General features: G+C 36.9%; 20 protein-coding genes. 9 read left to right on the top strand and 11 right to left on the bottom strand.

Annotation, left to right across the window (positions count from 1 at the left end; translation table 11 throughout):
• Positions 1-133 precede the first annotated feature (133 nt).
• The 3 genes from fmt to BUC16_RS10215 all read right to left on the bottom strand — a co-directional run bounded on the left by fmt (position 134) and on the right by BUC16_RS10215 (position 3,603).
• A complete protein-coding gene (gene fmt, locus BUC16_RS10225) occupies positions 134-1,081 on the bottom strand; it encodes a methionyl-tRNA formyltransferase (protein ID WP_073370350.1) in 948 nt (315 codons plus the stop codon).
• Between the two features lie 28 nt (positions 1,082-1,109).
• The gene (locus BUC16_RS10220) at positions 1,110-3,002 is read right to left on the bottom strand and encodes a RecQ family ATP-dependent DNA helicase (protein ID WP_073370348.1); all 1,893 of its coding nucleotides are present in this window, start codon (positions 3,000-3,002) and stop codon (positions 1,110-1,112) included.
• A gap of 61 nt (positions 3,003-3,063) precedes the next feature.
• Positions 3,064-3,603: an AAA family ATPase gene (locus BUC16_RS10215; RefSeq protein ID WP_073370347.1), complete on the bottom strand. Its 540-nt coding sequence runs from the start codon at positions 3,601-3,603 to the stop codon at positions 3,064-3,066.
• Positions 3,604-3,752: 149 nt separating this feature from the next.
• On the opposite strand from BUC16_RS10215, the gene BUC16_RS10210 reads away from it, so the two are divergent.
• From BUC16_RS10210 to BUC16_RS10195, 4 genes are all read left to right on the top strand, one after another.
• Positions 3,753-4,037: a DUF493 family protein gene (locus BUC16_RS10210; protein ID WP_073370345.1), complete on the top strand. Its 285-nt coding sequence runs from the start codon at positions 3,753-3,755 to the stop codon at positions 4,035-4,037.
• Between the two features lie 191 nt (positions 4,038-4,228).
• A complete protein-coding gene (locus tag BUC16_RS10205; RefSeq protein WP_073370343.1) occupies positions 4,229-4,954 on the top strand; it encodes a DUF4290 domain-containing protein in 726 nt (241 codons plus the stop codon).
• An 83-nt stretch (positions 4,955-5,037) separates the two neighbouring features.
• Positions 5,038-6,348, top strand: coding sequence for a UDP-N-acetylglucosamine 1-carboxyvinyltransferase (gene murA / locus BUC16_RS10200; protein ID WP_073370342.1), 1,311 nt, complete (start codon positions 5,038-5,040; stop codon positions 6,346-6,348).
• 134 nt (positions 6,349-6,482) lie between these two features.
• Entirely contained in the window at positions 6,483-7,355 is an 873-nt protein-coding gene (locus tag BUC16_RS10195; RefSeq protein ID WP_073370340.1) for a cation diffusion facilitator family transporter, read from the top strand.
• A 3-nt stretch (positions 7,356-7,358) separates the two neighbouring features.
• On the opposite strand, the gene BUC16_RS10190 is transcribed toward BUC16_RS10195, so the two are convergent.
• The 3 genes from BUC16_RS10190 to BUC16_RS10180 all read right to left on the bottom strand — a co-directional run bounded on the left by BUC16_RS10190 (position 7,359) and on the right by BUC16_RS10180 (position 11,070).
• Positions 7,359-9,845 carry a DUF5686 and carboxypeptidase regulatory-like domain-containing protein gene (locus tag BUC16_RS10190; protein WP_073370339.1) on the bottom strand — a complete coding sequence of 829 codons (2,487 nt, stop codon included), beginning with the start codon at positions 9,843-9,845 and terminating at the stop codon, positions 7,359-7,361.
• 100 nt (positions 9,846-9,945) lie between these two features.
• Entirely contained in the window at positions 9,946-10,359 is a 414-nt protein-coding gene (gene aroQ / locus BUC16_RS10185) for a type II 3-dehydroquinate dehydratase (RefSeq protein ID WP_073370337.1), read from the bottom strand.
• Positions 10,360-10,524: 165 nt separating this feature from the next.
• Entirely contained in the window at positions 10,525-11,070 is a 546-nt protein-coding gene (locus BUC16_RS10180; RefSeq protein WP_073370336.1) for a porin family protein, read from the bottom strand.
• 262 nt (positions 11,071-11,332) lie between these two features.
• On the opposite strand from BUC16_RS10180, the gene BUC16_RS10175 reads away from it, so the two are divergent.
• From BUC16_RS10175 to xerD, 3 genes are all read left to right on the top strand, one after another.
• Positions 11,333-11,920, top strand: coding sequence for an outer membrane beta-barrel protein (locus BUC16_RS10175; protein WP_073370334.1), 588 nt, complete (start codon positions 11,333-11,335; stop codon positions 11,918-11,920).
• Between the two features lie 140 nt (positions 11,921-12,060).
• Positions 12,061-12,603: a porin family protein gene (locus BUC16_RS10170; protein ID WP_073370332.1), complete on the top strand. Its 543-nt coding sequence runs from the start codon at positions 12,061-12,063 to the stop codon at positions 12,601-12,603.
• 80 nt (positions 12,604-12,683) lie between these two features.
• Positions 12,684-13,580 (top strand): site-specific tyrosine recombinase XerD, encoded by an 897-nt coding sequence (gene xerD, locus BUC16_RS10165; RefSeq protein ID WP_073370331.1) that lies wholly within the window; start codon positions 12,684-12,686, stop codon positions 13,578-13,580.
• A gap of 126 nt (positions 13,581-13,706) precedes the next feature.
• Here the strand turns inward: xerD and rny are convergent, their stop codons facing one another.
• From rny to BUC16_RS10145, 3 genes are all read right to left on the bottom strand, one after another.
• Positions 13,707-15,269: a ribonuclease Y gene (gene rny, locus BUC16_RS10160; protein ID WP_073370329.1), complete on the bottom strand. Its 1,563-nt coding sequence runs from the start codon at positions 15,267-15,269 to the stop codon at positions 13,707-13,709.
• A gap of 210 nt (positions 15,270-15,479) precedes the next feature.
• Positions 15,480-15,773 carry a cell division protein ZapA gene (locus tag BUC16_RS10150; RefSeq protein ID WP_073370328.1) on the bottom strand — a complete coding sequence of 98 codons (294 nt, stop codon included), beginning with the start codon at positions 15,771-15,773 and terminating at the stop codon, positions 15,480-15,482.
• 8 nt (positions 15,774-15,781) lie between these two features.
• Positions 15,782-16,072 carry a coiled-coil domain-containing protein gene (locus tag BUC16_RS10145; RefSeq protein WP_073370326.1) on the bottom strand — a complete coding sequence of 97 codons (291 nt, stop codon included), beginning with the start codon at positions 16,070-16,072 and terminating at the stop codon, positions 15,782-15,784.
• Between the two features lie 169 nt (positions 16,073-16,241).
• Between BUC16_RS10145 and BUC16_RS10140 the strand changes: the two genes are divergently transcribed.
• Complete coding sequence (locus BUC16_RS10140; RefSeq protein WP_073370755.1) at positions 16,242-17,939, top strand: M23 family metallopeptidase; 1,698 nt, start codon at positions 16,242-16,244, stop codon at positions 17,937-17,939.
• 11 nt (positions 17,940-17,950) lie between these two features.
• Complete coding sequence (locus BUC16_RS10135; protein WP_073370325.1) at positions 17,951-20,416, top strand: TonB-dependent receptor; 2,466 nt, start codon at positions 17,951-17,953, stop codon at positions 20,414-20,416.
• Positions 20,417-20,656: 240 nt separating this feature from the next.
• Here BUC16_RS10135 and BUC16_RS10130 read toward each other — a convergent pair whose 3' ends face one another.
• Both BUC16_RS10130 and BUC16_RS10120 read right to left on the bottom strand, forming a co-directional pair.
• Positions 20,657-21,367 (bottom strand): DUF4369 domain-containing protein, encoded by a 711-nt coding sequence (locus BUC16_RS10130; RefSeq protein WP_073370323.1) that lies wholly within the window; start codon positions 21,365-21,367, stop codon positions 20,657-20,659.
• A gap of 121 nt (positions 21,368-21,488) precedes the next feature.
• Positions 21,489-23,360 (bottom strand): M61 family metallopeptidase, encoded by a 1,872-nt coding sequence (locus BUC16_RS10120; RefSeq protein WP_073370320.1) that lies wholly within the window; start codon positions 23,358-23,360, stop codon positions 21,489-21,491.
• Positions 23,361-23,386: the final 26 nt, after the last annotated feature.

Genomic DNA, 23,386 nt, shown 5'->3' with positions numbered 1-23,386 from the left:
AATTTAGTAGGATTTCATTCCCTTACAAGGGTTTTGTTTAATTTTAGCGTGTTTTGTTGATAACTTGTTTTTTTTGTTCATAAACCTGCGAATATTCCTTAAAAATCATCGATAAACAACCGTTTTATTGAGGTTAATAGGCCTTTGCGTGCTCTGAAAATACGATTCCATTCAACAATTCGGGGGTACTCATCTTCTTTTTTCCCGGAAATTGGATGCTGGACACCTGAATAAAGCCATCTTTAACGGCAATTTTCATTTCTTTTTTGCTGCAAACCAGACTTCCGGTGCTGTAATTATGCTGTTCCAATGTCATTTTGGCTTCATGAATTTTTACGTTCCATTCTTCGTTTTTGTCGCTGATAAAACACCAAGCCGATGGATATGGACTCAATCCCCGAATTAAATTGTAGATTTCAACGGCTGGTTTTGTCCAATCTATTTTGCAATTTTCTTTATTTAACTTGTAGGCCGTTTTAATTTCTGGATGCTCTTTCTGGATGGTTGTTGCAACATTTCCCTTTTCAATCAATGCCAAAGTCTCCAAAACGGTTCTGCTTCCCAGTTGCATTAATCGGTCGTGCAATTGCCCTGCATTCTCCTCTGGCGCGATGGCTGTTTCCGAACTTAGAATCATTGCACCGGTATCTATTTTGTCATCGATGAAAAAGGTGGTCACTCCGGTTTTGGTGTCGCCGTTTATAATAGCCCAATTGATGGGAGCAGCTCCGCGATAATTGGGTAACAAAGAGGCGTGAAGATTGAATGTTCCCAATTTTGGCATTCTCCAAACCACTTCGGGCAACATCCTGAAGGCAACCACGATTTGCAGATTGGCATTCAAGGCTTTTAATTCGGCTAAAAAACCTTCATCTTTTAAATTGGTGGGTTGCAACAAAGTCAGATTATTGGCCAATGCATATTCTTTTACCGCCGAATATTTTATTTTTTGACCACGACCGGCCGGTTTGTCTGCTGCCGTGATAACGCCCACAACATTATAATTGTTCTTGATTATGGTGTCCAGAATCCCAACGGCAAATTCGGGAGTCCCCATAAATATGATTCTTGATTTTTCCATTGTAATTGCGAGATACTAAGTTATCTCGTTATTTAAGTGAATATTTATTGTTTGGTTTTACGGAAATTTTATTGTTTTCCAATAAATTTTGCAAGGCAAAGATAACATCGTCTTCGGAGTATTTGGTCAGTTTTTGAATTTCTCTCGAATTCAATTCTTGTATTTTTAATAATCCAATAATTTTTTCCGAAATCATGGAAGTGTCGATAGGTTTCTTTTTTTTCGAAATGCAATAGGAGCAAATTCCGCAATCTGTTTCGGCTTTTTCTCCAAAATAATCCAGAATCAACTTGCTTTTGCACACTTTTTTCTCATTGATATAATGTATAACCGATTCGAATTGGGCGACTTTCTGCTTGTTCTGGTTTTCAAGATATTTCGAAACCCGGTTGATGGTTCTTTCGTCTTCACGAATTTCATTGAAAATAATCGTCGCATCATTGTTCTTTTTATGATAATCGATGATGTCCCGCTCTTTCAATTTTTCTAAAATCGAATGAATCAGGGGTTCTTCGCAATTTGATTTTTTAGCAATTAAAGACAGATTAATGGCAGTTTGCGATTCGTAAATTCCGGGATAGGTGCGAAGAAGCGATAAAATAACGGGTTCTTCATTTGGATTCAAACTCATGTAGCGAATCACCTCTTTGGACTCAATGACGAATTGCATCGTGATTTTCTCTGAATATTCCTGTGATAAAGTCAAAATGCCTTGACGGTCCAAAAACTGGATGGCGTTGAAAGTTTTCAAGGTGGGGAAACCATATCTTTGACAAAAGTGGTTCAGGTTGAACGAAAATTGTTCGTCAATTCCTTCGCCGTAAGCAATTCGGAAATACGTGCATAGTTTGATGTAAATCTGGGTCAGGATTTTTTTGTCGGGCAGCACATTAATGAATTGGCTTTGGGCTTGAGTCTTGTCGGATGGACTGGTGAGGATGACGGCAAATGCCTTCTCTTCATTTCGACCAGCACGACCTGCTTCTTGATAATAACTTTCCATACTTTCGGGAAGATGGATGTGTATGACCGTTTTTACATTGGATTTGTCAATTCCCATACCGAAGGCATTGGTGGCAACCATGATCTGAACCTCTTCTTTCATCCAAAGACCCATATTTTTTTCTTTCTCTTTTACGGATAATCCGCCGTGGTAAAAAGTAGTCTTGAATCCTAAAGACTGCAATTGCGAAGCGGTATCCGAACACGATTTCCTGTTTCGGACATATATGATGGAAGGTTGCGGATTTTTCTTCAAGATTTGTTCCATTCGATGCAGCTTGTCTTCGACTTCAAAAACCATGTAGGCAATATTTTTTCGGGCAAATGATTTCTGGAAAATGGCAGGTTTCTCCAATCCCAATTGAAGAATTACATCGTCCATTACTTTCTTGGTTGCCGAGGCGGTAAGAGCCAGAAAGGGAACTTTCGGGAAATGGGTTTTTAGTTTGGCAATTTTCAGGTAAGCGGGGCGAAAATCGTGACCCCATTGCGATACGCAATGCGCTTCGTCGATGGCAATTAAATTGATGGGCAGGGTTTTTATCCGTTCCAAAATCCAGTCCGATTGCAAACGTTCCGGCGACAAGTACAGGAATTTGTAATTGCCAAATTCGCAATTGTCCAAAAGCGTGATCATTTCGTCCGATTGGATTCCGCCAGTCAAGGCAATGGCCTTGATGTTGAGTTGTTGCAAGCGGTGTACTTGATCTTTCATCAAGGCGACCAAAGGTGAAATAACCAGACAGATTCCGTCTTTCATTAAAGCGGGAACTTGAAAACAAATTGATTTTCCGCCACCTGTGGGCATCAGCCCAAAAGTGTCTTTTCCGTCCAAAACCGAATTGATTATTTCGTCTTGTGGCGACCTAAATTCGTCGTGTTTCCAATATTTTTGGAGAATTGCTAATGCTTCAGACATTAAATAGGAGTTGTTGATTAGCCATTAAAAAGTTCAAAACTCAAAGTTTAAATCTCCTAAATTATCTAGAAATTTCATCTAAGATAAATAAAATTCTATTATCTACACTGCCTTTTGGAACTTCTATGGGTTTGTATCCATAATTTTGATAGGTTTCCGTAAGATGATCATGGATCAGTTTTGCTTGTTCAAAGTTTTCGTAGCGGGCTTCGTCGCTCACATATATTTCTTCCCAAGGCGGAAGAATAAAGATTTTGGTGTATAAATTTTCACGACAAGCCAAGTCAAAATGGGTTGGATAGTTGTCGCCAATGTAGTGCATGTAAGCCAGGATATCAGGAATTCCCCGGTCGATAAAAACCACGTCTTGTTTTTCTTCCAAGGCGCTATTGAATTGTTTTTTTCTTCCTTCCAATAATAATTCGCTGAAAAGCAGCGGGTTTTCAAGAAACAGTTGTTCAATGCCTTGTTTTTGTGCATCCAAGGTTACTTGTCGGGAGATTTCGGGATAGCAACAAAATCCTTTGCCTATCAATCCATCGATGATAGTGCTTTTGCCGGTTCCTGGTCCGCCGATAATGACTATGATTTCTTTGCCCACATTTTTAAAATAAGCCGCAAATTTACCTAAAGTTATTGGAATTTAGAAAAATTATCTTGGACCGTCTTTTCTTTATTTTAAAAATCATAAACCCTAAATCCCAAATCTAAAATCAAAACTGTATATTTGCTTTTATTTTTAATTATAGCATGGATAAGAACACTCAAGAATTTTATGACAGGTTGAAAGTGGAGTTGGATTTGAGCACTACTTGGCCAGCTACCTATTTATATAAATTTATTGTACCGTCTGTAAACGACAATGTTTTGCGTGTTGAAGAAGCCTTTAATTGTTTGGGAGCAGTCATAAAAACGACAAAATCCAAAACCGGAAAATTCACGAGTATTTCTGTTGACGTTACCATGAAAGATTCTCAGGCAGTAATTGATAAATACATTGAAGTTTCCTCAATTGACGGTATTATTTCCCTATAAATCAAAACAAACATAGCGAGCAGCTAGATTCTCGAAAGAGGATTACTCTTTAAACAGGCATTATACCCATGTCTAAAACAGTAAAATAATTCAAACATGAAATCGCCATTAAAAAAAAGTTTGCGTAAGCAAACACCAATAAATAAAAAGGCGATACCATATATGACAACTAAAAAACAACTTATACATATATGAATTCAAAATATATAAAAGAAAACTCTAACGATGTCGTGCATCATTTGGAATATAATGCTGAAAGACCGCATTTGATTATTCCGGAATACGGTCGTCATTTGCAAAAATTGATTGACCAAGCCACCGCGATTGAAGACAGGGAAGAGCGCAATAAAGCGGCAAAATACATCATTCAGGTTATGGGAAGTTTGAATCCCCATTTGCGTGACGTGCTTGATTTTCAGCATAAATTGTGGGACCAACTTTTTATAATGTCCGATTTTAAATTGGATGTAGAATCTCCTTATCCTGTGCCAACCCGTGAAGTATTGCAACTGAAACCCGATGTTTTGAAATACCCGCAAAATTTTCCAAAATATCGATTTTATGGCAACAACATCAAGTACATGATTGATGTGGCCAATAAATGGGAGGAAGGTGAGATGAAAAATGCCTTGGTGAAAGTGATTGCCAATCACATGAAAAAATCTTATTTGAGTTGGAATAAAGACACCGTGAAAGATGACGTTATTTTCGAACATCTATATGAACTCTCCGATGGAAAACTGAATTTGATTCAAAGTACCGAAGAGCTTTTGACAACCACGGATTTATTGCGAACCAACAAGAGGATTTCCAATAAAATTACTCCAGTTGGCCAGCCAAAAATTCAAAGCAACAAAAATCTAAAAGCAGGAAAGTCAAACCCAGCACATAAGAACCAAAATAGAAAACCTTTGTAAAATTAGTTATGGGTTTTGAATTAAGAGTTTTTATTCAAAAGCAATTAATTCGTAATTCGTAATTCGTAAATCATAAATAAAAAATGGGAATTTTTAAAATAGAAGGAGGCATTAGCCTAAAAGGAGAAATAACGCCACAAGGAGCAAAAAACGAAGCATTGCAAATTCTATGCGCCGTATTGTTGACACCTGAAAAAGTAATCATCAATAATATTCCAGATATAATCGACATTAACAAACTGATTACCCTTTTGGGAAATTTAGGCGTTAAAATCCAAAAAAATGGCCCAGGCTCTTTTACTTTTCAAGCTGACGAGGTCAATGTGGGGTATTTAGAAACTGAAGCTTTCAAGAAAGAAGGCGGTTCGCTTCGAGGTTCCATCATGATTGTTGGGCCACTTTTGGCACGTTTCGGAAAGGGATATATACCAAAACCGGGTGGCGACAAAATTGGACGTAGAAGATTGGATACCCATTTTGAAGGATTCATAAATCTTGGTGCAAAATTCCGTTACAATAAAGAAGACCATTTTTATGGTGTTGAAGCTACAGATGGATTAATAGGTTCCGATATGTTGTTGGACGAAGCATCTGTAACTGGAACTGCCAATATCGTCATGGCTGCGGTTTTGGCCAAAGGAAAAACAACCATTTACAACGCTGCCTGCGAACCTTATTTGCAACAGTTGTGTAAAATGATGAATGCCATGGGAGCCAAAGTTTCGGGTATTGGATCAAACTTGTTGACTATCGAAGGTGTTGAAAGTCTTGGTGGATGCACGCACAGAATTCTTCCCGACATGGTTGAAATAGGAAGCTGGATAGGATTGGCGGCAATGACCAGAAGCGAAATTACCATTAAAGACGTGAGCTGGGAAAATTTGGGACTTATTCCAAACGTTTTCAGAAAACTGGGAATTACTTTGGAAAAAAAAGGAGACGATATTTACATTCCATCACATAAAGATGGTTACCAAGTGAAAACGGACATCGACGGATCCATTCTTACGATTTCGGATGCGCCTTGGCCAGGATTCACCCCGGATTTATTGAGTATTGTCCTTGTTGTGGCGACTCAAGCCAGGGGAGATGTTTTGATTCATCAAAAAATGTTCGAAAGCCGTTTGTTTTTCGTGGATAAATTGATTGATATGGGAGCCAAAATTATTTTGTGTGATCCGCACAGGGCTGTTGTGATTGGTCATGATTTTAAATCAAGATTGAAAGCCACAACGATGTCTTCACCAGATATTAGAGCGGGAATCTCTTTGTTGATTGCGGCGCTTTCGGCAAAAGGTACCAGCACTATCCAAAATATAGAACAAATCGATAGAGGTTACGAACGAATTGACGAACGATTGAGAGCCATCGGAGCCAAAATTGTTCGAGCATAAAAACAGTAACACTGATTCCGCAAATTTTCACAAATTAGGGTATTTACTACTTCAAATATCTGTGCAAATCTGTGGAATCCGTGTTTATAAAAGGGTAATAAAATACTCCCGTTAGATTAATAAAATATCCAAAAATGACAAACGAGCAAACCGCAGTAAAAGCCACATATTTTAGTATAGTGGGCAATGTCTGTTTGGCTTTAATCAAGGGATTGGCAGGCTTTTTTGGAAATTCCTATGCTTTGATTGCCGATGCCATCGAGTCGACTACCGATATTTTGTCATCATTTTTGGTCTTGTTCGGAATCAAGTATTCGAATAAACCGCCGGACGAAAATCATCCTTATGGACATGGACGAGCCGAACCTCTAATTACTTTTTTAGTCGTAGGTTTCTTGATTACTTCGGCAACAATTATTGCTTACGAGAGTATCATCAATATTGGAACCCCTCACGAATTGCCAAAAACTTGGACGCTTTTTGTTCTTGGAGCCATAATTATTTGGAAGGAATATTCCTTTCGAATAGTGATGAAAAGAAGCGTGGAATCCAATAGTTCTTCGTTGAAAGCCGATGCTTGGCATCACAGAAGCGATGCAATAACATCGGTGGCGGCATTTGTCGGAATTTCGATTGCCTTGATTTTGGGAAAAGGATACGAATCTGCAGATGATTGGGCGGCACTTTTTGCGGCTGGATTCATATGTTACAATAGTTATTTAATTTTCAGGCCAGCCCTTGGAGAAATCATGGACGAACATCTGAACGAAGACTTGATTGTCGAAATCAGGAAAGTGGCCCAACAAGTGGATGGAGTCGTAAATACCGAGAAATGTTTTATTCGAAAAGCGGGAATGAAATACCACGTTGACTTGCACGCCATTGTCAATGCCAATATTAGCGTGAAGGAAGGTCACGACATATCACATTTATTAAAAGATACTTTAAGAGCAGCAATACCTGAACTAGGTCACGTTTTAATTCATATTGAACCGACGAATTATTAGAATTTACTCCAAAATATTCAAGATTTTAAGTCCAAAAACGACTCCGTTTTCTTGTACCCCGTTTTGGAAAGAATGAACATAATCAAAACGAAATACCTTTAGTTTTCCAAAACCTAGGTTGTCCAGGCCAACTGTAACTTCTGTATATGGTTTTGTCTCAGGAACGGCAAGAGCATGAAATCCTAAAACCAAAGTAGAATTCAATTTGTTCAACAATGGAATTTTATTCATAATATAGCCTTTGTCGTTGTGCTCCAAATGGGCTTCGAAATACGAATCATTTGTGCTGTTGGAATAATAAGGCAGTAAGTTGAAAACGTTCAAATAACGGTCGGTGGTTCCAATGTGTGTCCTGTTTCCGTTGAAATGTTTGTAATCCACAAACGAGATGTTTTCGCCGTGAATGAAAGTTCCCGCTTTTAGGTTTATTCCCAATGTTCCCTTGTTTCCGGCATTAAAATCATACCTGATTTGACTTGTGATTAATTGGAATTGGTATTTGTTTTCATTGGAAGCAAAAGCATTTTCGTAGCCAAAATATAGTGTTGGATAGTCGTAGTTTCTGATATTTAATTTTCCGTCAGGTCTTGAAATGTATTTGGTTCCAAAATTTACTCTGGCAAGAACGGAAGCTTTTGTGAGGTGATGTTCCTCGAATGCCGGAGTCAAATTATCGTCGGGCAACAGCGGATTGTTGGAACTGTAAATGTCGTCGCTTTTGACAAAAACATGGTCTGTGGTATTGAACAAAGGTTTTCGTTGTTGGTATTCCAATTTTCCTTTCAGATTAAAATTATTGCCCAAGTCTTGAGCGTAAGTTGCGCCTGCAAATTCCTTGTTGTACAATTTCATGTAATTGTCAACAAAAAACAAGGAACTCACGGAGTTTATGAATTTTGTAATGGGTTCTTCTGGATTGAATTGGTTTACTTTGCTGCCTCCAGAAACTGTGAGTGTTGCATAATTTTGATTATTGAATCGATGGTAATAATTGGCCGTAAGGCGCAATCTATAATCCGAAAATCCATAATTGAACTTGGTGCTTATAGAAGTCGATTTTCCTTTTTCTTCTTCGGCTGCCCAATCCCGGAAAGAAAATCCAGAATCCAGGTTCCAGCCCTGAACCGTGTTGAAACTCAAAGAGGATAAATTGAGTAAACCATCGTAGTTGAACGATTTCTTTTGGCTGCTGTTTTTCCAATGATAGCCCGTTATTGGGCTAAGAATTTTGAATTTATTATTTTTTTTGTCAATTGAATCTAAATAAGTTTTGGAATTTCGAACTTTATGTACGCTGTCTTTTTTTACATAATCAGTGCTTTCTTCGAGAGTGAGAGGTATGGGTCTGTTTTTGTTCCAAAAAGTGGTGTCTTTTTTATTGGAATTGTCTTCAAAACTTACGATTTCATTGGTAAAAGTTTTTTTGGCAAACGCTTTTTCGAATTCGTAATTACTGTAAACATAAGAGAATTTACCGTTGAATTTTATTCCAAAAATACCGGCGGAAAATTCAAGACTTTGAGTGTTTTTTGCCCAAATCTTGTTGTTTTTGTTGTAGTTGAAATTTTGTTTTATCTTCATTACATCCACATATTCTTGGTGCATTCGATAACCTTTGATGTCTAAATCTACCGCATAAATTGCCCAAGAATCTTCGACGATATAAATGTATCCTTCAAAAACAGGTTCGGCATCCCGTTTTGCAATGACTTTTATTTTGTTGATCATCAAATTGTTGTCGTCCTGAAAAGTTCCTTCTAATTTATATTTGTAATAGTTGAAAGCATTGTCGGCAATGGGCGAAATCATTTTGCTGTTGAAATCCAAAGTGTTTTCATAAAAATCATAAATTGTTGAACGGGCAGTATTGTAGCTGAAGCCTTTGTTGTCTCCACTTATTTTGGAAGCAATAATTCGTTCTTTTAAATTGTCGGGTTTTTCAAAAATAATTTTCGAAACGGTTTCCGATAAATAAATAATTCCGGTTCCCGTTGAGTCAACCGCGCCGTCTAAATCGCCAATTTTTTGTCCCAATATTTTTTTGGGTAAATCTTTGACTTTAAAAATGCCTCGGGAATAGAAGTCGGCTTTGAAACGAGCCGTTTTTTCGGAGTTTTCTTTTTTGTTGGCAATGGCCTGCCTGATTACGGCATTGGCAGGATTGTCTTTGGAGTTGATTACAACTTCGGAAAGTGACAGGTTTTCTTCAACCAATTTTATATTTTGGATGAACGGGAATTTGTCAATTGAGACGGTTATTTTCTGGGTTTTGAATCCCAAATATTGAAAAACAATGGTGTGTTTTCCCGTTTTTTTGATGTTCAATTCATAATTTCCATGTTCGTTTGAGGAAGTCCCGTTATAGGTGTTTTCTTCTAAAATTGTTACAAGCGAAAGCGGAATTCCTTTGTTGTCAGTGATAGTTCCCCTAATTTGTGCAAAGGAGAAAAATGAAACTAAAAGAGACAAGAGCAAGTAGAATTTTTTCATACCGTAATTTTTTCCTACAAATATACAAGTAGGAATAAAATACAATCATAAAATTTTGTTATTTTAATGAAATGCTAAATGTCTGTAAATAATTGAGGAATTACAAAAAAGACAGGATGGCCAATTCATAGCTTTTCATTCCGAAACCAAGAATCACTCCTTTGGCATTGCCTGAAATATAGGATTGATGACGAAAGCTTTCTCTCGAAAAAGTATTAGAAATATGGACTTCAATCACGGGAGTTGTTATGGATTTTATGGCATCGCCAATGCCTATCGAGGTATGGGTGTAAGCACCGGCATTCAGGATAATGCCGTCATAAGAAAAACCAAATTCCTGGATTTTGCCAATCAATTCGCCTTCGATATTGCTTTGGTAATACGTAAATTCCACGTTTGGAAACTTGCTTTTCAAGATTTCCAGATAATCTTCAAAAGTTTGGGAACCATAAATTTCTGGTTCGCGTTTTCCTAATAAGTTGAGGTTTGGTCCGTTGATAATGCAAATTTTCATACGAAGATAATATTTGTTATTTTTTATTGGAATATGCAATTCGCATACGTAATTGATATTTGAATGACATCTCTGAAATGCTCATTTCATAAATCATATTTTGGTAAAAATAAAAAAACCGTTCCAATTACGAACGGTTTTGATTCACTTATATTTTTAATTTTGTTAAAACATAAGACCTGCCGAAAATTGAAGCACCGAGTTTTTTGTTTCTGCTGTTGTTGATACTTCCGTCAATCCTAAAACATATCGTCCTTGTAAAAAGATGTTTTTGGTAATTTTAAAACTCAATCCGGCATCAACTGCAAAATCAAATGTGTTTGAATTGTTGACATCAAAATCATTCTTTTCACTTAATAAAAATGAAGCTTGAGGTCCCAATTCCAGACTAAATGATTTGCTTAAATATATTTTAGCCAATACAGGTATGGCAATATATCCCAACTCATTTTTAAATTCTTGGCCAGCTCTATCATAACTCGCACCTTGAGTAGTGTACAATAACTCTGGCTGTATTGCAAATTTGTCCATAAGTTTAATTTCTGCAATCAATCCAGCGTGATAGCTTGTTATCGCGTCTGATTGTATTTCAGAGCCTGTAAAATTTGCGTAATTTAATCCAACTTTTGCACCAATTTGCAATAGCTGTGCTTGGGTGTTGAAAGACAGGACAAATAGTAAAGCGGTAATTAAAAATGTTTTATTCCTCATTTTTTTTAAGTTTTATAGATTAGGGTCTTATTCTAAAACTCCTTAAATGTTTAATTATTGTGTTTTTCTTGACAACCGATATTGTTTTGATTAATATTCAGTACAATTGTGTTTTTGATAATTAAAGCGTATGTAAATAGTTAATAATTTATTATTATCTCATTTTGTTATTAATTTTGTTGATAACTATAAATTTGTGACCAAAACCACTTTAGTTTTAATGCCTAATTTCGAGGTATTATAAATCAAAAACTAAACAAACATGAAAAAGATTCTTTTATCAGTAGTAGCAATTTTCGCATTTGGTTTTGCTAATGCACAAGAAGTTGCAAACAATGGTTTCTCTAAAGGAAATAAATTTGTAGAAGGTAGTTTCAGCTTTCGTTCAGGCGATGTTGAAGATAGCTGGTCATTTACACCAAAAATGGGAATAATGTTAGACGACAAATGGGCTGTTGGGGGATTTTTGGCTCTTGCAGGTCAAGACAATGGAACTGTTGAGAATAATACATTCGGCATTGGTGCTTTCGCTCGTTATTATTTCTTGTCATTGGGAGCAAGCAAAAGCTTTAATGCTTATGGTGAACTTGGTTTAGGATATTCTTCTATATCAACTCAGGTAAATAATGGCAACAAGAATACCAATAGTGCAATGAATGCCAATATCGATTTGGGAATGAATTATTTCTTCACTCCTCATTGGGCTGCCACCTTTGAATTGGCAAACATCTTGAGTTACAACAATGTGAATCCGGAATCTGGTTCAAATTCAAGTGATTTAAATGTAAACGTAAACTTGTTCAACAACATTTTTGCTCAACCACAGTTCGGGTTATTGTACAGATGGTAATCTGATTTTGGTTGGATTTTATAAAACCACGTCGTATGGCGTGGTTTTTTTATGTTCCAATGTAATTTTCCCAATACTTTTTAATACCATGTAATGTAGCTTTTTTATATGTAATTAAATTAGTTTGGTTTTTTTTTAGTATGAAAAATTGTTTACTTTTATACATTATTAAAAATAAACAACAAATGATGAAAAAATATATTTTATCGGCAATTGCCATTTTTACAATTGGTTTTGTAAGTGCACAGAATGCAAAGTTTGGAGTTAAAGGAGGCGGTGTTTTTGCATCGTCAAAAATTATGATAGGTGATTCTGATACTGGTTTTTATGTGGGTGGTTTTTCTGATGTTGCTGTTTCGGAAAAGTTCCATGTTCAGCCTGAAGTATTGTATGTGTATATTAAAGAATTAAGCCAAATTCAAGTGCCTATACTTGCTAAAGTTCCAGTTGTTGAGAATTTTAGTTTACTGGCAGGTCCAAATTTTGGATTTATTTTGAATACAGATTCCTACGTTAAGTCGTTTAATTTTGGTTTAGATTTTGGAGCGTCTGTTGATGTTAGCGAAGATTTTTCTTTGGATTTAAAATACAACTTGGGATTGACCGACTTGAATAAAGCTGGTAATAGTGATTCTTCTTTCAAAATTAACGCACTTTTATTTGGGCTTGGATACAAATTCTAATTTCTTTAGAATATAAAATTGTAAACCTTCCACAAAATGGGAGGTTTTTTTATGTCCAAAAATAGCGTTACTTTGCTTTCATGAATTGGAAAACGGATATCAAAAGTTATCAGTCTTATTTGAGGATCGAAAGAGGTTTGTCGAAAAACACCATCGATAATTATTCTTTTGACATCGAACGATTGTGTCTTTTTTTGGAAGAAAATGCCATTGCTGTTTCTCCAGTAAAAATAAGCGAAGAAATCATCCAACAATTTATTTATAGCGTTTCCAAAGAAGTGAATCCTCGCTCGCAGGCCAGAATAATTTCGGGATTAAAAAGTTTTTTCAGCTATTTAATCTTCGAAGACTACCGTCAAGACAATCCAATGGAATTGATTGAAACTCCTAAAACGGGCCGGAAACTTCCAGATACTTTGTCGGTGGAAGAAATAGACGCCTTGATTGCTGCCATAGATTTAAGTACCAACGAAGGTGAAAGAAACAGGGCGATGCTGGAAACGCTTTATGGTTGTGGACTTCGGGTTTCGGAATTGGTTTCCCTGAAAATTTCTGATTTATTTTTTGAAGAAGGTTTTATTAAAATTACTGGAAAAGGAAATAAGCAACGTTTTGTTCCCATTGGGAAATTGACCCAAAAATACATTCAAATTTACAAGGATGAAATGCGGACGCATCTGAACATAAAAAAAGGACACGAAGATACTTTGTTTTTGAATAGGAGGGGAAGCCAGTTGACAAGAGCGATGGTTTTTACGATAATCAAAGATTTGGCGACCAAAATAAATTTAAACAAAAGCATCAGTCCGCACACTTTGCGTCATTCTTTTGCCACGCATCTTCTGGAAAATGGTGCCGATTTGCGTTCCATTCAGTTAATGCTTGGTCACGAATCAATTACCACAACGGAAATTTATGTGCATTTGGACAGGAGGTTTTTGACCGAAGTGATTAATGCTTTCCATCCTAGAAAATAGTTGGCAGGTTTCAGTTAGCAGATGTCAAAAAAAAAAATGACTTGCTTTTCAACGAGTCATTTTTTTAAAATTATTTCTGTAATGAATTTATGCGGCATCTGAAATCTGCCACCTGCTATCTGAAATCTATTTCGCAATATTTACCGCTCTAGTTTCTCTAATAACTGTAACTTTCACCTGACCTGGATAAGTCATTTCGGTTTGTATTTTTTGTGAAATTTCAAAAGATAAAGTCGCTGCGTTTTCGTCAGAAACTTTTTCGCTTTCCACGATTACTCGAAGTTCTCTACCAGCTTGAATAGCGTATGCATTTTTCACGCCGCTGAATCCGTAAGCCACTTCTTCCAAATCTTTCAATCGTTGTATGTAAGAGTCTAAAACTTGTCTTCTTGCGCCTGGTCTAGCTCCTGATATTGCGTCACAAACCTGGATGATTGGCGACAACAATGATTTCATTTCTATTTCGTCGTGGTGCGCTCCAATGGCGTTGCAAACTTCTTCTTTTTCACCATATTTCTCTGCCCATTGCATTCCCAATAAAGCGTGAGGTAAATCACTTTCGGCGTCTGGAACTTTACCAATATCGTGCAATAAACCAGCTCTTTTGGCTAGTTTTACGTTCAATCCTAATTCGGCTGCCATAATTCCACAAAGCTTGGAAACTTCGCGAGAGTGTTGCAACAAGTTTTGTCCGTAAGAAGAACGATATTTCATTCTACCTACCACTTTTATCAACTCAGGGTGCAATCCGTGGATGCCTAAATCGATTACGGTACGTTTCCCGACTTCGATAATTTCGTCGTCGATTTGTTTGGTAGTTTTGGCAACCACTTCTTCAATACGGGCTGGGTGGATTCGTCCGTCAGTTACCAATTTGTGCAAAGCCAAACGTGCAATTTCTCTACGAACTGGGTCAAAACAGGAAAGTATGATGGCTTCCGGCGTATCGTCCACGATGATTTCTACTCCTGTTGCAGCTTCAATGGCTCTAATGTTTCTTCCTTCACGACCAATGATTCTACCTTTTACGTCATCGGATTCGATGTTGAATACAGAAACGCAGTTTTCTACCGCTTCTTCCGTTCCAACTCTCTGAATAGTGTTGATGATGATTTTTTTGGCTTCTTGTTGGGCTGTTAATTTAGCTTCCTCAATAGTGTCTTGGATGTGTGACATTGCCTCGGTTTTGGCTTCCGCTTTCAAGCCTTCAATCAATTGATTTTTGGCGTCTTCCGTGGATAAACCGGCAATAACTTCTAGTTGTTGCAAATGGCTTTTGTGAAGCTTGTCAACTTCAATTTGTTTCTTGTCTAAAGTCTCGATTTTAGAATTGTATTCCAATGTTTTTGCTTCATAATCATCGTTTACTTTCTTGGCTTTCGACAATTCATTTGAAACTTGGGATTCTTTGTCACGAATTCTTTTTTCAACTTCTGCCATCTTTTGATCGCGAGATAGGATTACTTGTTCGTGTTCTGATTTCAATTCGATAAACTTCTCTTTTGCTTGAAGAATTTTGTCTTTTTTGATGTTTTCGGCTTCAAGATTTGCATCTTTTAATATTGATGACGCTTCTTTTTTTGCGTTTTTGATCAAATTGGAAATATTGCTTTTCTCTATTACTTTAGCGATGACAAAACCACCAGCAATACCTACAATTCCAGAAATAATTATTGTTAAAATGTCCATAGTTTATTAAAATTTATATATAAAAAAAGCCTACATTAGATTGCTTGTATAAACTCTGAAATACAAGTTTTGAGCTAACTCGCTGTTCAAGCTTCCAAACTGAATTGGCTTGCTATAGTAACGATGATTTGCTCATTCTAAATTGTTAGTGTTGAGTTTACCAAATATGAACTAATGTAGGCAGTATCTTAGTTGTTGTAAAGAACGTGTTTATTTATCGAGATATTGATCTAAAACGGCATTGATTTTTTTAATTCTTTCAATAGTTTCGTCACCATTTATGGCGTTGTCAATTTGTTTTTGTTCTACTTGCGAGGCAAATTGCAAGGCACACATGGCCAATACATCTTGTTTGTCGCGAACGGCATAATTTTCTTCAAATTGCTTTATCATCACGTCAATTTTCTTGGAAGCACTTCTAAGTCCTTCTTCCTGGGAGAAATCCACCGTCAATGGATAGACCCTGTCTGCAATTGATATTTTAATTTTAAGCTTTTCGTCCATATCTTTTACTAATCTGATAGCTGTGCTATACAGTAATCAATTTCACGAATTAATGAATTTATTTTAAGCTTTGTATCTCTTTTATTATCTTCACTGCCCAATAATGCGTTGGCAATTTTTAGTGTTTCATACTGTGCTTTCAAGGCGTCAATCTCGCGAGATTGGTTTTGTATGGTATTTGCGGCTTTAGTCAATTCTATTTTCAAATCTTGATTGTTCTTCTCTAAACTATTTATCTTGGTAAAAAGTTTTCCAATCTTATTTTCAAGAGTATCAATTATTTCTGCAATTACACTCATAATTTATCCTACGTATTACATAATCTTACAAAGTTAGTATTCCTTTTTATTATTGCAATATTTTCTTTGTTTTTTTATATTAAAATGTTTAATTTATTGTGGTGCAGCCTGTTGTGATTTCGTATTTTTTTGTTTAGTACTTTTTTTTACCTTAGCAAAAATGTATTCCATGAAATTGCACCTATTTATCCTGTTATTTTCCAGTTTTCTTTTCGCACAGACAGAGTATCCAAAAGACTATTTCAGGTCTCCACTGGATATTCCGATGCAGTTGTCCGGTAATTTCGGGGAATTGAGACCCAATCATTTCCATGCCGGCTTTGATTTGAAGACAATGCAAAAAGAGGGATTGAATGTGTATGCTGTCGCCGACGGCTATGTGTCACGAATCAAGATTTCTACTTTTGGCAACGGCAAAACCCTTTATGTCACGCATGCCAACGGGTATACTTCTGTTTATGGGCATTTGCAAAGAGCTGTCGATTCCATCGAGAATTTTATCAAAAAAACGCATTACAAGGAGCAATCTTTCGAGATTGAAATGTATTTAAAGCCGGGTGAATTGGTGGTCAAGAAAGGCCAACTCATTGCGCTTTCAGGAAATACGGGAGCTTCCGAAGGGCCTCATTTGCATTTTGAATTTCGAGACAACATTACCGAATATATTATAAACCCAATGCTTTTCGGGTTTGACAAATTGATGAAAGACACAAAGAAACCTATGTTTTCTGGTATTTATGTTTACCCTTTGGATGAGGCAACGACCGTTAACCAATCCAAACGACCTTTGTTGCTCAACTTGGTATTGCAAAAAGACGGTACTTATACCGCGGATAAAGTGGTTGCCAACGGTAAAATTGGTTTTGGCATCAACACTTTCGATTATGACGATGTTTCGTTTAATAAAAACGGGGTTTATAAAGTGCAATCTTTTTACAACGGAACACCCAATTTTGGGTATCAATTTGATACTTATTCTTTTGACGAAATGCGATATGTAAATGCGTTAATCGATTATTCAAGATACAAGAAAACCCAACAAAGAGTCCAAAAGCTGTTCATGAAGAATCCTTTCAAATTGAGCATCATTAAAACGGGTAAAAGCAATGGAGTTCTTGTGGCCGAACCTAATTTGACAGCACTTTATCGCATTGAAGTTTCCGATTTTTACGGTAATAAAACCACGGTTTCCATTCCCGTGAAATATGATGTGTTGCCCGCAATTATTGCCCAAGAACCTGTTCTTTCGAAATACTTGGTCAAAGCAAGCAAAGATTGCAATTTCGAAAAGGAAAACATGTCGGTTTTCTTTCCTGCCGGAACTTTTTATGACGATTTCTATTTGAATTTTGACGTGACGAACGACACCTTGTTTCTCCATGACGACACGGTTCCCGCTCATTCTAATTTTACCATTTCAATTGATGATAAAAAATTTACCGAAGCCCAAAGAGAGAAATTGTTCATAGGTTCCGTTGGTGGCGGAAAAATAGGATATAATGCCACTTCCCGAAAAGGAAATGTTTTTACCACCAAAGTTAAAACCTTGGGGAAGTTTGCCTTGGTTCTAGACACTGTTCCGCCCGTTGTTTCCATTGCCAAACCTATTGAAGGAAAATGGATAAGCGACAAAAAAACGATCCAATTTACCATAAGCGATGGATTGTCGGGCATAAAATCCTATAACGGCTATTTGAACGGAAAATGGGCATTGTTCGAATATGACAACAAAACCAAAAAAATAACCCACAATTTCAGTGATGGTATTGTCGCAGAAGGTGTAAACGAATTAAAAATAATAGTCATGGATAATTTAGGTAATTCTACTATCTTTGAAACTCGTTTTTTTAGAAGTCAAAAACCATAAAATCAAATTCTTTGGGTTTAAATAAAATAATACTTGCTTTCTTTTTTTTCTGTTTCGGATTTTTGGCCTCTGCTCAATCTGCCCAAGTAAAAGGAGTTATTCTGGATAAAAACAATCGGCCTGTAGCCAATGTAAATGTATCTTGCCTAGGTATTGGAACCCAGTCAAATGCCAATGGTTATTATGTCTTGACCGTTCCAGCTAATCAAAAAGCCATCGTGGTTTTTTCACACGTTTCCCTAAAAAAAGTTACGGCAACAATTACTCTTAAATCGAATGAAGAGTATGAGTTTAACTTGGTCATGAGTGACCAAGACGAGCAAATGGGGGAAATCGTGATAACGTCAAACAACAAAAAAAGAGTTCAGGGAATCACGGCGATAGAACCCGAAATGATTCGAAAAATTCCTGGAGCCAATGCCGGTGTCGAAAATATTTTGAAATCCTTGCCTGGTGTCAATTCCAATAATGAATTGAGTACGCAATATGCGGTTCGAGGCGGCAATTACGACGAGAATTTGGTTTATGTAAACGAAGTCGAAGTCTATCGTCCGTTTTTGATTCGTTCCGGCCAGCAAGAAGGATTGAGTTTTACCAATACCGATTTGGTTCAAAATGTTGATTTTTCGGCTGGAGGTTTTCAAGCCAAATATGGCGATAAATTATCTTCCGTTTTGGATATCACGTATCGAAAACCAACCCAATTTGGAGCCGTTGCCGAAGCCAGTTTCTTGGGTGCAAGCGCAGCTGTTGATGCAGTTTCCAAAAACGGAAAATGGTCTGAAGTTACCGGAATTCGGTATCGCAACAATTCACTATTGGTAAACAGCCAAGAAACAGAAACCAATTATACGCCAACATTTGTCGATTTTCAAACGAATGTCAATTTCAAGCCTTCGGACAAATGGGAATTCAGTTTCTTGGGGAATGTTTCGCAAAACGATTACCAATACCAACCGTTGACCCGTCAAACCAATTTTGGAACCATCGATGAACCAATGGCGTTGTTGATTTATTATGAAGGTCAGGAAAAAGATAAATACACCACATATTTTGGAGCGGTAAAATCTACGTATACCGCATCGGAAAAGTCAACCTACAAATGGATTGTTTCTGCTTATCACACCCAAGAACAAGAGCATTTTGATATTTTGGCACAATATCGTTTGGGCGAAGTGGATTCTAATATTGGTTCGGATACTTTTGGCGATGTGGCTTTCACGAGAGGAATTGGCTCGCAACTCAATCACGCTCGCAACGATTTGGATGCCTTGATCATAAATACCGAATTAAAAGGGATTCATAATTTCAAAAAAAATCAATTGGAATGGGGAGCGAAATTCACCCGTGAATCCATTCGTGACAGAGTGATTGAATGGGAAGTGATCGATTCAGCTGGTTTTTCGATAAACCCGCCGATTGCCATTTTGCCTAAAAATGACCAGCCTTATTCCTCTTACACAGGTCCATTGGTTCCGTATAACAATGTGAGAGCGACAAATTTTGTTGACATCAACCGATTCTCGGGCTATGTGCAATGGAGCCGAAAAGGATATTTGGGAGGCAACGAACTTTGGATGAATGCTGGAGTACGTTCGCAAAATTGGAATGTTTCCGGCGATGGAATTACTAGTTCAACGCAAGTTACTTTTAGTCCAAGAGCACAAATTTCCTTGAAACCCAATTGGAACAAGGACATGTTTTTCCGACTTTCGGGAGGATTGTATCATCAGCCGCCGTCTTATCGGGAGTTGAGAGATGCCGATGGAGTAGTGCAACCCGACGTAAAAGCGCAGCAATCCATTCATGTTGTTTTGAGCAATGATTATAGTTTCAAGATGTGGAAACGCCCTTTCAAAATGGTTTCCGAAATTTATTATAAATCGTTGACGGTCGTCAATCCATATACTTTGGACAATGTTCGAATTCGTTATGAAGCTGCCAATAATGCCAAAGCATACGCCCAAGGATTTGATTTTAGACTGAATGGCGAATTTGTTCCGGGAACCGAATCTTGGTTCAGTTTTGGCTATTTAAAAACCGAAGAAAACATCGACAACAAAGGCTATATTTCAAGGCCAACGGATCAAAGATTGAAATTTGCACTTTTGTTCCAAGATTACATGCCCAATATTCCAAGCATCAAATTATACCTGAATTTGGTTTACAACACTGGATTACCGGGAGGTTCTCCTTCGTATTCTGATCCTTATTTGTACCAAAACCGTTTGAGGGATTACCGCCGTGCCGATGTGGGTTTCTCCAAAGTGTTGATTGATGCCCAAAACCCGTCCACCAAAAAATGGCTCAAAAGCTTCAAGGAATTGGCCATTGGATTGGAGATTTTCAACCTTTTCGACAATCAAAACGCGATTACCAATACTTGGGTTCGCGACGTGTATTCCAAAAATCAATACGCGATTCCCAATTACATGACCACACGAGTTTTTAATCTGAAGTTGAATATGAGGTTTTGATGGAAATCATCAAAAAACATAAAGGATTTTAATAAACTTTCGGGAATATCATATTTTACAATGCTTCACGGCATTTTTACCAACTATTTTTGACTATTAAATTTAGCTTGAACAAAAAAAAGGAAGAATATATTCCGTCAAACAGAATGCATTCTTCCTTGTAATCAATTATTGTTTGTTTTCGTTTCTTCAGAACCTAAAATCCTTTTTTTTAATCGGTTTAGGAAATGGAACGTTTCTTTATTTTGCCTTCTTGATTTTTGCCACATATTCTGTCAGCTGCTTTCCGTAAAGAGATTTGGCCACTTTTGGGGTCATCGACTTTTGGATGGTGTCCAAATATTTGATATTGATGTCATAGATGTCGGATAAGGCGATATAAGGCGAAACCTCGTAGTCTTTGTTGTTGATGGCAAAATTGGTGGCAAATAAATATTTGCGTTTGATATTGTTGTCCTGAATTGCATTTAAACTGTCCAACGCTTTTTGGTTGTTGTTTTTGGCAGCTTTAAATTTTGCCGCAATGATGTCAAGATTTGTATCTCTAAAACGGATGGTTATTTTCTTGTATTCTTCGTATTTATCATGATTTTTGGAACCTGTTATTTTTGCTCCAACAATATAGGAATCGAGATTGGTTTCGATGTTTATGTTCCCGGGTTCGGCAAAAAATGAAATGTTGTTGTCCAATGAATTGGTCACGCCTCTGTCCAAGAATAAATAAAGCATTTCTGGAGATGCTATATTCAAGTTACTTTCAAATTTGGAATCGCCATTCATGATTATGGTGTCCAATGCCAGAAGTTTATTGTCTTTGACTTTTTGTATATATAAAGTTCCTTTTTTTAATCCTTTTATGGTTCCTGTAAGGTGTAAATTTGTTGTTGATTCGTTCTTGTCGCAAGAAGACAAAATTAAAAGAGTAACAAATGCAATAATAGCTTTTTTCATTGGTGTTTATTTTTTTTGCAAAATAAAGAAAATTGTTTTGAAACTGGGAATATTGATTAAAGGATTTCAAAAAAAATCTAATCTATTGCTAAATTGGATTTTTGCTTGTTGCGGATTTGCATCAGCCTTTTAGCCAAGCTTCTTTCAGGGCCGATTTGGAATTGTCCGTAGCTTTAAAGCCTTCTTTATCTTCGTAGGGTAATTTGACGGTTCCCTTGATGATTTTTTCCACTCCATTGCGTTTTATTTTTAGGGTTATAGGGTCATTTTCTTTCCAGTTTTCACAATCATAAAGTATTTCATCCACTATGTCCGGCGTATAATTTTTATCATTCACGGCTATTATGATGTCGTCTCCCAGAAGTCCCAAATTTGTAAAAAAGTCATTTAATATCATGTCCGAATTCACTATTATTTCTCTTTTTTTGTCAGTTACGGCTATGTATTGCTTATTGCCTTTCTCAAAAATATAGGCTGGGGCTTTTAGCAAAACTTTAGTGACTCCCATTTTTGCAAGATAGATTTCATATGGAATGGGTGTTGGTCCCGAAACATGAGTTTCCAAAAAATCACCTACTTCGGGATAAGTCAATTGAGTGATTTTTGCAAAAAGGGCATCGTCGTTAAATGCTTTTGAAACTCCGTATTCGTTGGATAATTTTCGCATTAAATCAAGAACTCCTTTTGTGCCGTTGCTTTTCTCACGGATGATGATATCGATGCACATTCCTATGAGGGCACCTTTTTCATAAACGTTTAAATATTGGTCTTTGAATGGATTTGTCAGTACATTGGCACTCATGGTTGTAAACGCCATAGTGTCGTCCATTGTTTTGGAGTTCTCTATTTTTTCGGTAATGCGTTTGTAAAACTCTGTTTCGTCAATTAATCCTTGATTGATTTGGAAAAGATTCGAGAAATATTCGGTAATGCCTTCGTACATCCATAAGTGCTTGGACATTTTTGGGGCATTGTAATCAAAATTTTGAATTTCTTGGGAATGAATGGTCAAAGGAGTTATGGTGTGAAAAAACTCATGTGAAACTACATCTTTCATCAGCGTAATTAGCTGTTCTTTTGAAATTATCTCTGGAAATACGACAGTTGTTGCAGTGGGATGTTCCAATGCTCCAGAAGCAAGGGCGTCATTTTTTAAAGAGGAGAGATACAACAATATGCTGTATTTTTTCGTGCTGTTGATATTGCCCATAAAATGTTTTTGGGCCGTCATCAACGTTTTCATTTCCGGCGTTATACTTTCAGCGGTAAATTTTCCTGTGGGAGAATAGACTGCAATTAGAATCTCCATTTCATTGACCGTGAACGTGGTATAGTCTGGTTTGGCATACATAATCGGATTTTCGACTAATTCTGCATAATTAGAACTGATAAATACATCATTGGTTGCGGTCGAATCTTGGTCAATCATGGAAGTTGCTCCCCAAAGTTCAGCAGGATGCGAAACCGTTAATTGATAAGGAATGGACATAAAGTTCGTAAAATAACCCACAAAACAGTGGGTGTTGAGCATTACATTTTTACCCGCATCAATGTTTGAACCGGCTGGCGAAAAGATGTCTTCATCACCATTTTTTTCCCCAGTTTCAGTTTCGGTTTCAAAGGTGTCGTTTACCCAATAGGTTATTTTGTCCAAAGTTTTCGCTTTGGAAATTGACCAAGAATTCAGGTCTATTTTTTTCACTTCCAATGAATTTCCATTGGAGTCATACGCTTTTAAGTCGTCAATGTATCTGCCATAATTGTCTGTTGAATAGGTTCCTGGAACCGTTTTGGGGATTCGAAACGTGATGGTGTCGGTCAAAATGGATGGCGCATTTATGGTAACGAGAACTTTGTCGTTTTTGATGTCGGTCAGATTGATGTTGACAGCTACCTCTTCTTTTGATTTTGAGGAAACGGATGTTTGGGTATTGGCAGTTTTGCAACTCCAAAGAACCGTGGTAAAGACCAATGCCAAGAATATTTTTTTCATGTGCAATAATTGGTTTTATTCAAGCA

Source organism: Flavobacterium fluvii (assembly GCF_900129545.1).
In the GTDB taxonomy this organism is placed as follows: Bacteria; Bacteroidota; Bacteroidia; order Flavobacteriales; family Flavobacteriaceae; genus Flavobacterium; species Flavobacterium fluvii.
Note: the sequence above shows the minus strand (reverse complement) of the source record. Positions and strands in the feature narration are given on the sequence as shown.

Excerpts from the sequence above, each read along its gene's own strand:
- BUC16_RS10220 (WP_073370348.1), bottom strand. The coding sequence starts at position 3,002 with ATGTCTGAAGCATTAGCAATTCTCCAAAAATATTGGAAACACGACGAA.
- BUC16_RS10175 (WP_073370334.1), top strand. The coding sequence starts at position 11,333 with ATGAAAAAGATTCTTTTATCAGTAGTAGCAATTTTCGCATTTGGTTTT.
- murA (WP_073370342.1), top strand. The coding sequence starts at position 5,038 with ATGGGAATTTTTAAAATAGAAGGAGGCATTAGCCTAAAAGGAGAAATA.
- xerD (WP_073370331.1), top strand. The coding sequence starts at position 12,684 with ATGAATTGGAAAACGGATATCAAAAGTTATCAGTCTTATTTGAGGATC.
- aroQ (WP_073370337.1), bottom strand. The coding sequence starts at position 10,359 with ATGAAAATTTGCATTATCAACGGACCAAACCTCAACTTATTAGGAAAA.
- BUC16_RS10180 (WP_073370336.1), bottom strand. The coding sequence starts at position 11,070 with ATGAGGAATAAAACATTTTTAATTACCGCTTTACTATTTGTCCTGTCT.
- BUC16_RS10150 (WP_073370328.1), bottom strand. The coding sequence starts at position 15,773 with ATGGACGAAAAGCTTAAAATTAAAATATCAATTGCAGACAGGGTCTAT.
- BUC16_RS10190 (WP_073370339.1), bottom strand. The coding sequence starts at position 9,845 with ATGAAAAAATTCTACTTGCTCTTGTCTCTTTTAGTTTCATTTTTCTCC.
- BUC16_RS10170 (WP_073370332.1), top strand. The coding sequence starts at position 12,061 with ATGAAAAATTGTTTACTTTTATACATTATTAAAAATAAACAACAAATG.
- fmt (WP_073370350.1), bottom strand. The coding sequence starts at position 1,081 with ATGGAAAAATCAAGAATCATATTTATGGGGACTCCCGAATTTGCCGTT.
- BUC16_RS10210 (WP_073370345.1), top strand. The coding sequence starts at position 3,753 with ATGGATAAGAACACTCAAGAATTTTATGACAGGTTGAAAGTGGAGTTG.
- BUC16_RS10130 (WP_073370323.1), bottom strand. The coding sequence starts at position 21,367 with ATGAAAAAAGCTATTATTGCATTTGTTACTCTTTTAATTTTGTCTTCT.
- BUC16_RS10205 (WP_073370343.1), top strand. The coding sequence starts at position 4,229 with ATGAATTCAAAATATATAAAAGAAAACTCTAACGATGTCGTGCATCAT.
- BUC16_RS10145 (WP_073370326.1), bottom strand. The coding sequence starts at position 16,072 with ATGAGTGTAATTGCAGAAATAATTGATACTCTTGAAAATAAGATTGGA.
- BUC16_RS10140 (WP_073370755.1), top strand. The coding sequence starts at position 16,242 with ATGAAATTGCACCTATTTATCCTGTTATTTTCCAGTTTTCTTTTCGCA.
- rny (WP_073370329.1), bottom strand. The coding sequence starts at position 15,269 with ATGGACATTTTAACAATAATTATTTCTGGAATTGTAGGTATTGCTGGT.
- BUC16_RS10120 (WP_073370320.1), bottom strand. The coding sequence starts at position 23,360 with ATGAAAAAAATATTCTTGGCATTGGTCTTTACCACGGTTCTTTGGAGT.
- BUC16_RS10195 (WP_073370340.1), top strand. The coding sequence starts at position 6,483 with ATGACAAACGAGCAAACCGCAGTAAAAGCCACATATTTTAGTATAGTG.